The organism is Comamonas sp. A7-5, assembly GCF_039581385.1.
Lineage (GTDB): Bacteria > Pseudomonadota > Gammaproteobacteria > Burkholderiales > Burkholderiaceae_C > Comamonas > Comamonas thiooxydans.
The window spans coordinates 13259-28001 of sequence record NZ_JBCPWO010000027.1 but is presented as its reverse complement, the minus strand read 5'-3'; the positions used below and the strand labels follow the sequence as shown (position 1 = coordinate 28001).

12 protein-coding genes, 1 tRNA gene and 2 riboswitches are annotated in these 14743 nt (G+C 61.7%); of the genes, 3 read left to right on the top strand and 10 right to left on the bottom strand.

Annotated features, from left to right (window positions below):
• Positions 1–31: 31 nt before the first annotated feature.
• A tRNA-Asn gene (locus tag AAIL67_RS23970) sits at positions 32–107 on the bottom strand.
• A 180-nt stretch (positions 108–287) separates the two neighbouring features.
• Between AAIL67_RS23970 and def the strand changes: the two genes are divergently transcribed.
• Both def and AAIL67_RS23960 read left to right on the top strand, forming a co-directional pair.
• A complete protein-coding gene (def, locus tag AAIL67_RS23965) occupies positions 288–827 on the top strand; it encodes a peptide deformylase (RefSeq protein WP_034358695.1) in 540 nt (179 codons plus the stop codon).
• A 530-nt stretch (positions 828–1357) separates the two neighbouring features.
• On the top strand, positions 1358–2848 hold the full coding sequence (locus tag AAIL67_RS23960; protein ID WP_003069706.1) for a nucleobase:cation symporter-2 family protein: 1491 nt from the start codon (positions 1358–1360) through the stop codon (positions 2846–2848).
• A gap of 136 nt (positions 2849–2984) precedes the next feature.
• Here AAIL67_RS23960 and AAIL67_RS23955 read toward each other — a convergent pair whose 3' ends face one another.
• The 7 genes from AAIL67_RS23955 to AAIL67_RS23925 form a co-directional block, all read right to left on the bottom strand.
• Positions 2985–4052, bottom strand: coding sequence for an NAD(P)/FAD-dependent oxidoreductase (locus AAIL67_RS23955; protein ID WP_343485318.1), 1068 nt, complete (start codon positions 4050–4052; stop codon positions 2985–2987).
• Positions 4053–4088: 36 nt separating this feature from the next.
• The gene (gene fdxA / locus AAIL67_RS23950; protein ID WP_003053491.1) at positions 4089–4418 is read right to left on the bottom strand and encodes a ferredoxin FdxA; all 330 of its coding nucleotides are present in this window, start codon (positions 4416–4418) and stop codon (positions 4089–4091) included.
• Between the two features lie 145 nt (positions 4419–4563).
• Positions 4564–5937, bottom strand: a complete 1374-nt coding sequence (locus AAIL67_RS23945) for a GTP-binding protein (protein WP_034379301.1) — start codon at positions 5935–5937, stop codon at positions 4564–4566.
• Between the two features lie 133 nt (positions 5938–6070).
• A complete protein-coding gene (cysD, locus tag AAIL67_RS23940; RefSeq protein WP_003069699.1) occupies positions 6071–7003 on the bottom strand; it encodes a sulfate adenylyltransferase subunit CysD in 933 nt (310 codons plus the stop codon).
• A gap of 186 nt (positions 7004–7189) precedes the next feature.
• On the bottom strand, positions 7190–7837 hold the full coding sequence (locus AAIL67_RS23935) for a phosphoadenosine phosphosulfate reductase family protein (RefSeq protein WP_063664282.1): 648 nt from the start codon (positions 7835–7837) through the stop codon (positions 7190–7192).
• Positions 7834–8220, bottom strand: coding sequence for a DUF934 domain-containing protein (locus AAIL67_RS23930; protein WP_034358687.1), 387 nt, complete (start codon positions 8218–8220; stop codon positions 7834–7836). The genes AAIL67_RS23935 and AAIL67_RS23930 overlap by 4 nt, the downstream gene beginning before the upstream one ends.
• A gap of 24 nt (positions 8221–8244) precedes the next feature.
• Complete coding sequence (locus tag AAIL67_RS23925; RefSeq protein ID WP_063664281.1) at positions 8245–10029, bottom strand: nitrite/sulfite reductase; 1785 nt, start codon at positions 10027–10029, stop codon at positions 8245–8247.
• A 284-nt stretch (positions 10030–10313) separates the two neighbouring features.
• On the opposite strand from AAIL67_RS23925, the gene AAIL67_RS23920 reads away from it, so the two are divergent.
• A complete protein-coding gene (locus AAIL67_RS23920) occupies positions 10314–11633 on the top strand; it encodes a hemolysin family protein (RefSeq protein ID WP_343485317.1) in 1320 nt (439 codons plus the stop codon).
• 76 nt (positions 11634–11709) lie between these two features.
• Here AAIL67_RS23920 and mnmC read toward each other — a convergent pair whose 3' ends face one another.
• Positions 11710–13656 (bottom strand): FAD-dependent 5-carboxymethylaminomethyl-2-thiouridine(34) oxidoreductase MnmC, encoded by a 1947-nt coding sequence (gene mnmC, locus AAIL67_RS23915; RefSeq protein WP_343485319.1) that lies wholly within the window; start codon positions 13654–13656, stop codon positions 11710–11712.
• Between the two features lie 140 nt (positions 13657–13796).
• Positions 13797–14462, bottom strand: a complete 666-nt coding sequence (locus AAIL67_RS23910) for a trimeric intracellular cation channel family protein (RefSeq protein WP_003069687.1) — start codon at positions 14460–14462, stop codon at positions 13797–13799.
• Between the two features lie 52 nt (positions 14463–14514).
• Positions 14515–14634, bottom strand: a riboswitch (glycine riboswitch).
• 13 nt (positions 14635–14647) lie between these two features.
• A riboswitch (glycine riboswitch) is annotated at positions 14648–14740 on the bottom strand.
• Positions 14741–14743: the final 3 nt, after the last annotated feature.

Here is a 14743-nt window from a genome sequence, read left to right as displayed (position 1 = left end):
TGCTTTGATATCCGCAAAGCATCGAAATTCTTGGCTCCTCAACCTGGGCTCGAACCAGGGACCTACGGATTAACAGTCCGGCGCTCTACCGACTGAGCTATTGAGGAAGAAGACCTAGATTATAGGGTGTAAAAATGAGCTCGCAGGAAGTTCATCACAATTTCATTAAATTCTCTGTGCCTGATACCTGAACAGGCCGCATCGTTCACGTGGATTGGCGGCGGCGCTATGCTTTTGATGATTGAACAGTGCGGTGGCCCGGTGGTTGCTGCACGCCGTATTGATATATGACTGTACGTACCATTTTGAAGATGGGTGATCCCCGTCTGCTGAGGCTTGCCAAGCCGGTGACTGAATTTGATACGGATGCGCTGCATCTGCTCCTCAAGGATTTGCTGGATACCATGCATGCTGCCAACGGTGCCGGCCTGGCGGCGCCGCAGATCGGCGAGGATTTGCAGATGGTGGTGTTTGGCTCGGGCGAGCCCAATCCCCGTTATCCGGATGCCCCCATAGTGCCCCGTACCGTGCTGATCAATCCAGTCATCACACCCATCGGTGAAGAGGAGCAGCTGGATTGGGAAGGCTGTCTGTCTGTTCCCGGTCTGCGAGCCATGGTGCCACGCTGGAACAAGGTGCGCTACACCGGCTTTGATATATACGGCGACCCGATTGACCGCACGGTCGAGGGCTTTCACGCGCGCGTGGTCCAGCATGAGTGCGACCACCTCTGGGGCAAGCTCTATCCGATGAGGGTGCGCGATTTCAGCCGTTTCGGTTTTACCGATGTGCTGTTTCCCGGCATCGCTCAGGCCGAGGAAGACTGAGCGGCCACTGACAAGCGCTCCAGATCTCTCTTTTCTCTTCTCTGCTGGATGCAAGACACAACTGGGAATGTGTCTTGCATCCTTTTGTTCTTTATAGAGGGCATGAATGCCTGGTTGGGCATGATCTGTGTCAATTTCCAGTGCCCGATCGCAGCCAATGAGTGTGCTTTTTTGCTTTGGAAAGGTTCTGGTCAGCACTTTGTATACAAAACTGTAGACAATTTTGGTGTCCTGGCAACGTACAGTCTCGACTCATGCCCTTCTGGGTATGGCTTTGATTGCGTAATGGAATAGTCCGTCCGGCGGATGTCCTGCAATCAAGGGAGATTGAAAGACTGACTTGGGTGAATGAAAGAGTGGTTTGCTCTTTTCTATAGGTCGGATCGCTCTCGAAGAAGAGCGACTGGCTGCAGCACAAGGCCTCGCCGGGGTGATCGGAAAAGATCGCTGCCGAAAGAGATGCTGCAAGTCGACCGGACAGAGCGAAAGGCCTCTAGAGCCTTGGTGAGTAGGTAATTTAGGAGACAAAGATGAACGATCAGACCGGAGCATCCAGGGATGCGGCCGTCAAGCGCCCCGAAGATGAGAATCTTGGCGTCACAGCCAACCTCATGTATGGCTTGCAACATGTGTTGACCATGTACGGCGGCATCGTGGCGGTGCCTCTGATCGTCGCTGAAGCGGCTGGCATGTCCGCTGCCGATGCCGGTCTGCTGGTGACCGCCTGCCTGTTCATGGGTGGTGTGGCAACCTTGCTGCAGACCCTGGGCATCCCTTTCTTCGGCTGCCGTCTGCCTCTGGTTCAAGGCGTTTCATTCGCAGGCGTGGCCACCATGGTCAGCATTCTGCACACCGGTGGCGGCATGCAGGGAGTGCTGGGGGCCGTCATGTACGCCTCGGTACTGGGTCTGATCATTGCGCCGGTTTTTTCGCGCATCACCAAATTCTTCCCGCCGCTGGTCAATGGCTGCGTGATCACGGTGATCGGCATGTCGCTGATGCCTGTGGCCGCGCATTGGGCCATGGGCGGCAATGCCAAGTCCGCCGATTACGGCAGCATGGGCAATATCGGTCTGGCCGGTCTGTCGCTGTTCATGGTGCTGCTGTTCAGCAAGCTGGGCAATGCCATGCTGTCGCGCCTGTCGATTCTGGTGGCGATCGTGGTGGGCACCATCACGGCCGTCTTCATCGGCAAGGCCGATTTCTCGCAGGTGTTCAACGGCCCCATTTTTGCGGTGCCTACGCCTTTGCACTTCGGCTGGCCCACTTTCGACATGGCGGCCACCATCTCCATGTTCATCGTGATTCTGGTGATCCTGGTGGAAACCTCGGCCGACGTGCTGGCCGTGGGCGAAATCGTGGACAGCCCCGTGGACGGTCGCCGTCTGGGTGATGGTCTGCGCGCCGACATGCTCTCCAGCATCGTGGCCCCCATCTTTGGCGGCTTCACGCAAAGCGCTTTTGCACAGAACGTGGGTCTGGTGGCGGTGACCGGCATCAAGAGCCGCTTCGTGGTGGCTTTCTCCGGTCTGATCCTGATCGTGTTTGGCGTGCTGCCGGTGATGGGCCGCATCGTGGCCTGCGTGCCTCCCTCCGTGCTGGGCGGCGCCGGCCTGGTGCTGTTCGGTACCGTGGCTGCCAGCGGTATCCGTACCCTGGCCAAGGTGGAATACAACAACAATATGAATCTGATCATTGTTGCCACCTCGGTGAGCGCGGGCCTGCTGCCGGTGGTGGCTCCCAAGTTCTATGACCAGTTCCCTGCATGGTTTGCCACGATCTTCCACTCGGGCATCAGCGCAACGGCCCTGGTTGCCGTGACCCTGAACCTGCTCTACAACCACTTCAAACAAGGCAATTCCGATCAGCCTTCTGTCTTTGAAGCCGGCTATGGCCGCGCCCTGAGCCAGCATGTGCTTGAAGCCCTGGCCGATGGGGACCGCGTCGAAGGTGGCAAGGTCTACGACAAGGAAGGCAAGGAAGTGCCCATCATTCCGGTCAAGCCGGCACATGGCCATTGAGCCGAGATCAAAGTGCGCGCGGTGGGGTCTGACCCCGTCGTGATTTACACCGCTATCCCGAGGGATAGCGGTTTTTTTATGCCAGCCTCAGAAGCTGCGGACTCCAAGGAGTCCGAGGCAGGACACTGGCGGCTTTTCAGTGGGACACGCCCAAGATGGCATGCAGGCGAGCGCTGGTCGTCGTGTATTCCAGCAAAGGCTTGCTGCCTTGCAGGTATTCGGCTGCCGCGAACGCGGCCATGGTGGCCTCGTGGAAGGCGCAAAGGATCAGCCGTTTCTTGCCGCTGTAGCTGACGATGTCGCCAATGGCATAAATCCCCGGGGCGCTGGTGGCAAGCGTTGCCGGATCCACGGCCAGTTGCTTGCGCTCCAGTGCCAGTCCCCAGTCCGTCAAAGGGCCCAGCTTGGGTGAAATGCCCTGGTAGACCAGCAACTGTTCGACAGGCTGCAGATGTTCATTGCCCTCACCGTCCATCCATTGCACGGACTCCAGTAGGCCATCGCCGTGCCGCACTTCGATGATCTGGCCGATCAGCACTTCGACAGCGCCAGACTCGCGCAGCTGCTGCAGCCGGGTCAGTTGCGCTGGCTCGGCATTGAAGCTGTCACGGCGGTGCATGAGAACGGTTCTGGCCGCGCTTGAACTGCAGTCAATGGCTGCTGCTACGGCTTCCTCATCGCCGCCATAGACCAGCGCCTGGCGGCCTGCAGTCATATCCAGCTGCTGCGGGTGATAGTGCAGCTGACCCGTGCCGAGCTCATCCACTCCTGGCGCCTTGAGGGCCTTGGGCACGAACGCGCCGACGCCTGCGGCGATGAAGACGGTACGGGTGTGGAACATTGCGCCTGCCGTGGTTCCGACCTGCCAGCGTCCGTCGTCGAGGGCTTGCAGGGTCTGTACTTGCTGGGACAGATGGCGGGTCACCTGCATGGGCGCGATCTGCTTTTCCAGCAGTCGCACCAGCTCCAGGCCCGTGCAGACGGGAATGCCGGGAATGTCGTAGATGGGCTTGTGCGCGTAGAGCTGGCTGCACTGGCCGCCCACATGGGGCAGGGCATCGATCAAATGGGCTTGAATGCCCTGCAGGCCAAGCTGGAAGGCCTGAAACAAACCCGCCGGACCTGCACCAATGATGATGGCGTCGGTTTCCACGGCGGGTTGTAGCGAGAGGGAAGCGTTGGTCGTTGCGTTGGACAGGCTCATGCAGGCAAGCGTAGCGCAGTCCGCGCCCTGACCGGCTTAGCGCTCCAGCAAATCCACTTTGTTCGGCTTGCCATTCCACTCGTCGGCGTCGGGCAGCGAAGCCTTGCGCTTGGTGATGCTCTTCCAGCTCTTGAGCTGGGACAGATCCACGTTCAGCTTGATGAAGGCCAGTTGATCTGCTGGCACATCTTCTTCGGCAAAGATGGCATTGGCCGGGCACTCGGGAATGCAGACGGCACAGTCGATGCACTCATCGGGATCGATCACCAGAAAGTTGGGGCCTTCACGGAAGCAGTCCACGGGGCAAACGTCCACGCAATCGGTGTACTTGCACTTGATGCAGTTTTCGGTAACGACGTGAGTCATTGAGAATCTTCTTCTTGGGTGGGGATTGGTAAAACCCCGTGATTTTAGGTTTTTTCCCGCGCAGCGCCAGTGCCTGGCTGGATAAGGCCGTATGGAGATCTGGTTTGGCGGCCAGATCGCGGTTGCGGCCCTGTCTTCATTGGCTTCAGTTCACCAGCGCAGCACCGGCCGTTGCATTGCTGGCGGTGTCCACCAGAATCAGCGAGCCCAGCTGGCGGGCTTGGGTGAAAGGTGCGGCCGGAATGGCTTCCTGCAGCACCAGCTCCACCTGGCCGATGGCATTGGCCTCGAGCTGCTGGGCGTCTTCCTTGTCCAGTGTATTGATATTGAGGCGGTGCACCAAGCGGCGCGCCTTGGCCTTGACCCAGCGATGGCCATGCAGCGCCCAGTAAACGCGACCGGGCACCAGGGGTTCGGTGTCCATCCAGGCCACGGTGGCGGTGATCTCGCGGCTGCTGGGCCAGGGGCTTGCGGCAGCAGGAGCATCAAAATCATCCTCGGCAACTTCGGCTTGCACGGGAGCGGCAATGATCCAGTCGCCGCGCGAGACATCGACCTCGCGGTCCAGCGTGATGCCGGCGGACAGGCCGGCAGCCACTTCCTTGGGCGCGCGGGCGTGGTCTATGACCTGGGCCACGGTCGCGAGCTGGCCGCTGGGCAGAATCTGCACCTGGGCACCGACCCGGGCCACGCCCGTGGCGACACGGCCCCAGAACACGCGGCGGCCCTGGCTGGTGTCGGACGAAGAAGAGAATTTCTCCACCCACTGCACGGGGAAGGCCAGCGCCAGATCGCTGTCGGTGGGCGTGTTGGGCAGTTGTTCCAGCAGTTGCAGCAGGCTGGGGCCGTGGTAGCCGGCCCAGCCGTCGGTGCTGTTGACCACGTTGTAGCCCTTGAGCGCGGACACGGGCACGGTGGCCGTGATCTTGATGTCTGCGGAGGCTGTGAACTTCTGCAGCGCGGCGCTGATATGGGCAAAGGCCAGGGCCGGGTCCTGCACGGCGTCGAGCTTGTTGACGGCAAACACCAGCGAATTCACGCGCAGCAGATGGGCCAGCAGGCTGTGGCGGCGGGTCTGGGGCAGCAGCTCCAGATCGGCATTCTTCCAGTCCAGCTTGGTGGCATCGACCAGTACCACGGCGGCATCGGCGCTCGATGCTGCCGTCACCATATTGCGTGTGTACTGCTCGTGACCGGGAGCGTCGCCGATGATGAACTTGCGCGACTCGGTGGCGAAGTAGCGGTAGGCCACATCGATCGTGATGCCTTGCTCGCGCTCGGCGGCCAGGCCGTCGGTCAGCAGTGCCAGATCCGTTTCGCCGGACTTGGTGACGCCGGCCAGCTGATCCTGCAGCACGGCGCGGGTGTCCACCAGCAGGCGACCGATCAGCGTGCTCTTGCCGTCATCGACCGAGCCGCAGGTGATAAAGCGCAGCGCGCTGCTGTTATGTGCATCAAATTGGCCTGAAGCGCTTGATGGGTTTGCGCTAGCAGCTACGGAATTAATAGTCTCAGTCATCGCATTCTTTCTAAAAACCGACATGTCCCAACTCAGAGACACCGAGGAAGCGCCGCCGCGCACCGAGGGTGTCGTCCCCTTCCGGAGCGAAGCTCCAGAGAAGGGGAAGGCGCGTAGCGCCTCAGGGGATGCCTTAGAAGTACCCGTCTTTCTTGCGCTTTTCCATGGACGCTTCGCTGGTCTTGTCGTCCATGCGCGTCGCACCCCGTTCGCTGACCTCGGCAGCCAGGGTTTCGATCACGATGTCTTCGGCCGTTGCTGCCGTGCTTTCCACGGGGCAGGTGCAGGTGATGTCGCCCACGGTACGGAAGCGCACATCGCGCTGCACGACTTCCTCGCCCTCACGCGGCGGGGTCAGTTCGGTCACGGGCACCAGCAGGCCCTTGCGCTCCACCACATCGCGCTTGTGGGTGTAGTAGATCGATGGCAGGGCGATGTTTTCACGGGCGATGTACTGCCACACGTCCAGCTCGGTCCAGTTGCTGATGGGGAAGACGCGGAAATGCTCGCCCTGTGCAATGCGGGTGTTGAACAGCGTCCACAGTTCGGGGCGCTGGGCCTTGGGCTGCCACTGGCCGAAGCTGTCGCGATGGCTGAAGATGCGCTCCTTGGCGCGGGCCTTTTCCTCGTCGCGGCGCGCGCCGCCGATCAGGGCGTCGAAGCGGAACTCGTCAATCGCCTCCAGCAGCGTCACCGACTGGTGCACATTGCGCGATTCGCCGGGGTGTGCCAGACGCACGGTGCCGCGTGCCATGGAGTCTTCCACGCTGCGCACGATCAACTCGGCGCCCAGTTCCTTGGCTCGCTGGTCGCGGAAATCGGTCACTTCGGGGAAGTTGTGGCCGGTGTCGATCATCAGCAAGGGATAGGGAATGCGGCCCGCGCCAAAGGCCTTTTCGGCGCAGCGCAGCATGACCAGCGAATCCTTGCCGCCCGAAAACAGCAGGGTGGGGCGTTCAAAGGTGGCGGCCACTTCGCGCAGGATGAAAATGGTTTCTTCTTCCAGTGCATCCAGGTGGCGGTTGCTGAGATGGCTCAACACGGAAGTATCCACACGAGCGTTCATTTTTTATCCAATCAAATAATGCTGTAGCGCTTATGGATATTTGGCTAGCAGCTATCTTTTTATTAAGCAAGACCTAAAAGCTGGCGCAACCTGAACAAGAGGCTGCGAGCAAGGGCCGCCCTGCCGCGATGCTGTCGTCCCCCTTCCGCGCAGCGAGAAGGGGGAGCCGCAAAGCGGCTCAAGGGGTTAGTGAGATATATGCAGGCCGCATTCGCGGTTGTCTTCACCCTTGGTCGGGTCCACATAGTCAAAGTTGTTGGGCAGGCCGTGCTTTTCGCAGTATTCGTACAGCTCCTTGGACGACCAGTGCAGCAGCGGCGCAACCTTGATCAGTCCGTCGGGATTGATGCTCACGGGCGCCATCTGTGCTCGCACGGCGGTGTCGGTGGCGCGCAGGGCGGTGAACCAGACCTTGGGTGCGGTTTCGCTCAGGGCGCGGGCAAAGGGCTCCAGCTTCACTTCTTCTGTGAAGGCCGCATGGCGCGGATCGTCCAGCGCCGGCGTGGCTCCTTCCACGGCTTCGCGGTGGGCACGTGAGCGCAGCGGCAGGTAGATCTTGAGGTTGAGCCCAAGCTGCTTGGTCACCGCATCGGCAAACCGATAGGTGGCTTCGGTGTTGTAGCCGTTGTCCATCCAGACCACGGGCACGTCGGGGTTGGCGCGCGTGACCATGTGCAGGATCACCGCCTCGAAGGGGCGGAAGTTGGTGGTGACTATGGTGGGCTGATCCAGGCCCACGGCCCAGTTCACCAGCGCCTGGGCGTCGCGGCCCAGTTCGGCATTGATTTGTGCCAGATCCAGGTCGAGGGTGCTTACGGGGGCGAGCTGGCTCATGCTTGCACCTCTACGAAATGGGGTTGTGTGTGCACGGCATCGGCTTGGTAGAAACCGCCAAAGCGCTCGAACTGGCGCTGGGCATCGGCGGCGTCCACGCCTTCGCGCAGCACGGCACTGCTGAAGCCCGTGCGCTCCATCTGAACCAGCTGGTCGATCAGCACATCGCCGGTGGCACGGATGTCGCCTGCAAACTTCAGACGGCGGCGCAGCAGATAGGCCTGGCTGAAGGCGCGGCCATCGGTGAAGTTGGGGAAATACAGATCCACCTGTGCGATGCCGTCCAGATTCACCTCGAGGGCGTTCACATCGTTGGCCAGCACCAGCACGTTGCCGGTGCTTTCGGTGGGGGCCTGGTATTCGTTGCTTGCCAGAATTTTCATGACTCTATCCTTGTTCTTGTGGCTTCAGGCCAGCGCTTCTTCTTCGGCTTCCACAGGGTGGCGGGCTGCCTTGCCGGCCTCCTTGAAGGGATCCAGGCCGATGCGGCGCACGGCGTCGATGAAGTGCTCGCCGGGCTGGCGCAGGTCGCGATAGGTGCTCAGCACGGCTTCAATCACGTCGGGCACTTCGGCTGCGCTGAACGAGGGGCCGATGACCTTGCCGGCCACGGCCTGGCCGGACAGGGTCGAGCCGTCGGAGCCGCCCAGCGTGACCTGATACCACTCCTTGCCGTCCTTATCCACGCCCAGAATGCCGATATGGCCGCTGTGGTGGTGGCCGCAGCTGTTGATGCAACCGCTGATATGCAGATCGATTTCGCCGATGTCGTCCAATTCGTCCAGATCCTGGTAGCGGGCCGTGATGGCGTCGGCAATCGGCAGGCTGCGGGCATTGGCCAGCGCGCAGAAGTCGCCGCCGGGGCAGGCGATCATGTCGGTGAGCAGCGCCACATTGGTGCTGGCCAGACCCAGGGCCTTGGCCTCGGTCCACAGCGCATGCAGCTGGCCGACCTGCACCCAGGGCAGCATCACGTTCTGATCGTGCGTCACGCGGGCTTCGCCGGCAGAGAACTTGTCCACCAGATGAGCCAGTGCATCGAGCTGTTCGCTTTGTGCATCGCCGGGGGCCTGGCCCACACGCTTGAAGGACAGGGTCACGGCGCGCAGACCGGCCACGCGGTGGGCGTGGACGTTGCGGGCAATCCAGCGTGCAAAGGCGGGTTCCTTGGCGGTCTGGGCGATCAGGGCCTGCTCATCGCCTGCGGCATCGGCCACCACGGGCAGAGCTGGCGTGGTGAACATGGCGGCCACGCGATCGAACTCGGCCTGGGGCACGGTGTGAGGGCCGCCGTCCACTTCGACGATCTGGCGGAATTCCTCTTCCACGGCGTCGATATAGGCTTGGCCTTCGGCCTTGACCAGTATCTTGATACGGGCCTTGTACTTGTTGTCGCGGCGGCCCAGCTCGTTGTAGACGCGGACGATGGCCTCGATGTAATTCATGATCTGGTTCCAGGGCAGGAACTCGCGGATCACGGTGCCGATCACGGGCGTGCGGCCCATGCCGCCGCCCACGAAGACCTTGAAGCCGATCTCGCCGGCTTCGTTCTTGACCATGTGCAGGCCCACGTCATGCCAGCCCGTGGCGGCGCGGTCCTCGCTGGCGCCGGTGATGGCGATCTTGAACTTGCGTGGCAGAAACGCGAACTCGGGGTGCAGCGTGGTCCACTGACGCAGAATTTCTGCGTAGGGACGGGGGTCGATGATCTCGTCGGGTGCGATACCGGCCAGCGCATCGGTGGTGGTGTTGCGGATGCAGTTGCCGCTGGTCTGGATGCCGTGCAGGTTCACGGAGGCCAGCAGATCCATCACGTCGGCGGACTTGCTCAGAGGAATCCAGTTGAACTGCACATTGGTGCGGGTGGTGAAGTGGGCGCAGTTCTTGGGCAGATAGGTCGTGCCCAGCTTGCCCTGGCCTTCCAGAGCTTGTTTGAAGACTTCGGCCTCGGGCTCGTCGTAGTCACGGGCCACCTTGGCCAGCACGCGGATCTGGGCCGAGTTGATTTCGCCGTAGGGCACGGCCACGCGCAGCATGGGGGCGTAGCGCTGCACATACCAGCCGTTTTGCAGACGCAGCGGGCGGAAGTCGTCTTCCGTGAGCTTGCCTGCCTGCCAGCGTTGGAGCTGGTCACGGAACTGGTCGGCGCGTTGCTTGACGAACGCTTTGTCGAAATCGGTGTATTGATACATGTCTTCAGTTCTTCCGTGGAGCGGATGCCTTGCCTCGGGTGGCATTGCACTTTGATCGTTGGTCAGAACTGTAGAGAGGCTTTATATAAAAACAAACGATTATTTAGTGCTTCATATATATCTGAATGAATATGTGAAGGGCTGCCAGAACGCTCGTACGGAGCACCTGAACCAATTTCCTTTCTGCGCGCTTGCATTTTGTGAGCGCCCCTGTGCCGGGCATTCTCTAGAATCAAGGCTTGTTCAATGATTGAGGCGCCTGGATTGAAAGCGGGTGCCTGACTATGGAAATAGCCATACTTTTCGCTCTCATCTGTCTGAACGGCGTCTTCGCCATGTCGGAAATTGCGCTGGTCACCGCCCGCAAAACCCGCATGCAGAAACTGGTGGATGAGGGCGACAGCGGCGCGGCAGCTGCTATTAAATTGGGTGAGGACCCGACGCGTTTCCTCTCCACCATCCAGATCGGTATCACCTCCATCGGCGTGCTCAACGGCATCGTCGGCGAGGCGGCTCTGGCCGGCCCGCTGGAGAACTGGCTGATCACCCTGGGCATGACCCAGAAATATGCCGACTACCTCTCCACCGGCCTGGTGGTGGTGCTGATCACCTACTTCTCCATCGTCGTGGGCGAGCTGGTTCCCAAGCGCCTGGGCCAGACCCATCCCGAGGCCCTGGCGCGCCTGATCTCGCGTCCCATCAACTTCCTGGCCCTCGCTACCAAGCCCTTTGTCTGGCTGCTGTCGGCATCGACGCGCGGCCTGCTCAAGGTCCTGGGCGTCAAGGAGAGCAATGGCAGCGTGGTGACCGAAGAGGAAATCCAGGCCATTTTGGTGGAAGGCCACACGGCCGGCGTGATTGAGTCGCAGGAGCACACCATGGTGCGCAATGTGTTCCGTCTGGACGACCGCCAGATCGGCTCGCTGATGGTGCCGCGCAGCGATGTCATCTGTCTCGATATCGACGAGAGCCTGGAAGAGACTCTGGTCCGTGTCGAACAGGCCGACCACGCGCGCTTCCCGGTCGTGCGTGGCGATATGAACAATATCGTGGGCGTGCTCAATGCCCGCCAGTGGCTGACGCAGGCCGTGCGCAACAAGGGCAAGCAGGCGCTCAAGGACCAGCCTCTGCAGGCTGCCCTCTATGTGCCCGAGACCATTACCGGCATGGAGTTGCTGGACAACTTCCGTACCTCCGATCTGCATATGGCCTTTGTGATCGACGAGTACGGCGAGGTGCAGGGCATTGTCACGCTGCAGGACCTGATCGAGGCGATTACCGGCGAATTCCAGCCGCGTGATCCCGAAACCAGCTGGGCCGTGCAGCGCGAAGACGGCAGCTGGCTGCTGGACGGCCATATTCCCGTGCCCGAACTCAAGGACCGCCTGAGCCTGCATACCGTGCCCGAGGAAGAGCGCGGCCGCTATCACACCTTGAGCGGCATGATCATGCTGCTGCTGGGCCGCGTGCCTACCGAAGCCGACGTGGTGGAGTGGGAAGACTGGCGCTTTGAAGTCGTGGACATGGACGGCAAGACGCTGGACAAGGTGCTGGCGACCAAACTGGAGCCCCTGGTCACCGTGGCATCGTTAAGCAGCGAATAAACCCGGCTTCGGAATCAGGCCTGAAACGGCACACAGCGCTTCTCCGTAAGCGCTGTGTGCTTTTTTTGCGAGTGGCTTACCTGGGCTGTTGCAGGGCGCGGCTCCACAGGCGCTGCGTACCCAGGGCCTGAGCCAGCCTGGCATCCAGCGGCAGCGGCTCTCCATGCAGGCGTGCCGCCAGCAGCTCGCCGCAAAGCATGGACAGCGTCAGCCCGCGTGAGCCTAGCCCCGTCAGCACCCACAGGCCCGGTAGATCGGTGGCTGACTGCCCGGCGGGACCTGCCAGTGGCAGACGGTCATAGGCCGCGCAACGCAGGCGCGCCCAGGTGGCGGGCTGCTGGTCGGCATCGAAGAAGGAGCTCAGCGTCTGCCTGCACCCGGGCAGCAAAGCGCCCAGTTTTTCGCCATTGCTGGCATGGGCGGCCTGCTGGTCGGCAGCGGTGGGCGGCAGCTCGGTCACATCGCGCTCGAAGGTCGATCCCATGATCCACTGGTGTGCGCCGGCCTGGTCGGCCGAGGGGAAGTCCGGCACCAGATTGCCATGACCGTTGACGGGGAAGGGCGGCATGGCCGCCAGCGTCCCGGCATCATGCTCGGCCACGCTGACCTGGCCTCGTATGGCTTGCAGCTCCCATTCCCCCGCTGCCATGCCGCTGGCTTGCAGCAAGGGCTTGGTGTCCGGGCCAAGGGCCAGCACCAGCATGGGGGCTTCGGCCAGGGCCTGGCCCTGCGCATCCAGCACTTGCCAGATATTGCGCACTTCATCGCGCACCAGGCGCGAAGCTCGGGCGTGACCCTGCCAATGAATCCCGGGGGCTTGCAGCAGCGCGCGCACCAGTTGTGCAGGGCGTACCCAGCCAGCCTGCTCATGCCAGACGGCTTGGCTGTCAGCAGGCAGCTTTGCCGCTGCCAGCTGAGCCGGCCGTGCAGGCGCACTCCAGTGCTGGCCCCAGGGGTAGGTCTCGCTGCCGGGTTGCAGCCATGACCTGGGCAGATGGGAGGGCTCGTTCAGGTCATGCTCCAGCACGCCGCCATGGGCCCAGTCCTGGGCTGGGCGCAACTTTTGTGCCTGGCTCAGTTGCTGCAGATTTTGTAGCGTTGTGCGTACGCCGCTTCTGGACAAGCGCGATAGAACACTGTCATCAGGCGAAATATGCGGGCAAAACAAGCCGGCTGGCAGGCCTGACGCTCCTGCCGCGGGCTCGGCCGCCGCATCCAGCACCGTCACTTCCCAGCCGCGTCTGGCCAGACTGGCGGCAGTGGCGGCGCCAGCCAGGCCCGCGCCCAGCACCAGGCAGCGGCCGGCCTGGCCCACGGGCGCAGGCAGGCCGTCAGGGCGATGGCGTGGCTCCCAGGCCGGGTTGTAGGCTGCATGCAGGTTATGGCGCTTGGGCAGCACGCCAGCGCGCTTCTTGACTTCAAAACCCTGAGCCTTGAGCGCCAGGCGCACATGGCCGGCCACGCACCAGGTGGCAAGCTGCGTGCCCCGGCGGCAATGGCGGGCAATGTTCTTCATGGCATCTTCATCCCACATCTCGGGGTTGAGCTGGGGAGAGAAACCATCCAGATACACGCTGTCCGCCGTCATCTGCTGCTTGCGCAGCATGGTCCTGGCATCGCCTATATAGAGCGTCAGCAGCACCTGGCCGTCATCAAAGGAAAGGCGATGCACGCCCGGCAGCAGTCCCCACCATTGCTCGGCCAGTTGTTCGCCAAGCGCGCGCAGTACCTCATCGGCCGGCAAAAACGCGAGCAGATCCTCGCGCGAGACAGGGTAGGCCTCCACCGAGACAAAATGCAGAATGCGCGGGCGTCTGGGATCGGCCTTCCATGCCGCCCAGGTGACCAGGAAATTCAGGCCGAAGCCAAAGCCGGTTTCCAGAATGCGCCACTGCGCTGCATCGGCCCAGGCAACTGGCAGATCGCAGCCACCGAGAAAAACCTGGCGGGCCTGGTCGAGGCCGCCGAACTCGCTGTGATAGCGATCGCCGAATCTGGAACTATAGGGGGTGCCATCCGGCATCCATGTGATCGGTTCAGACATGGAAAGTGAAACTACATGGGTAATGCATGGCGCAGTCTAGTTCAGAGCAGCCAAGCAAGGGCCGCTCCGCAGCGATGGCTGCGTCCCCCTCCTGCGTAGCAAGAGAGGGGGAGTCTCGATCACTCCCAGCGCTGCTGGTATGAAAAAACCGGCAGGCGCCATTTGAAACGAATGGCTGCCAGACGGAAGGCCAGGCCGCCGGCAAAACACACGATGGTGCTGATATTGGGGCTGACATCCAGATAGCGCAGGCCCAGGAACATCAGGCACACGGACAGCGACACGCTGGCATACAGCTCGCGGCGGAACACCACGGGGACCTGGTTGCAGAGCACATCGCGCAAGATGCCGCCGCTGATGCCGGTAATCATGCCGGCCATGATGATGACGATGGTGGGGTAGCCCAGCTCCAGCGCGGTATTGCAGCCGATCAGCGAAAAGGCGATCAGACCCATGGCGTCCAGCAGCAGAAACACCTGCTTGAGCCTGTGCATATGGCGTGCAATCACGGTGGTCAGCAGACCGAAGCTGATGACCAGGTACACATATTCAGGGTGCTGGGTCCAGCCGATGGGGTAGTGGCCCAGCACCATGTCGCGGATGGTGCCGCCGCCCAGGGCGGTGACAAAGGCGATGACGACGACGCCAAAGATATCCATATTGCGCCGGCCTGCGGCAAGCGCGCCGGACATGGCTTCGGCGGTAATGGCCACCAGATAGATGACCAGCATGACGGTGAAGTTGGAGGCCTGGAACGAGTCCAGCAAAGAGACGGAAGGAAGCATGAAGGCACTTGAAAATAGACCAGCCACTCACATCGGCGGGAGTGTCCGGCTTGCCTCTCCCGCTGTCCTTTTACCTGAGAGTTGCGCATGAGCACCTTCGCGGTGGACATGCTTGCCCCTTCGGTGAGCCCTGCAGACTTGTGGTTGCGGGCTGCTCTCCAGTTGGCGATATCCGGGTCCTGTCAGACCCACCTGCGGTACTTATTGCCTGAGCGATTATGGGAGTTTGCGCCTTCGGCGGGAACCCTCGAAAGGCTCCGCTCTCCCGCGGGATGGGCGCG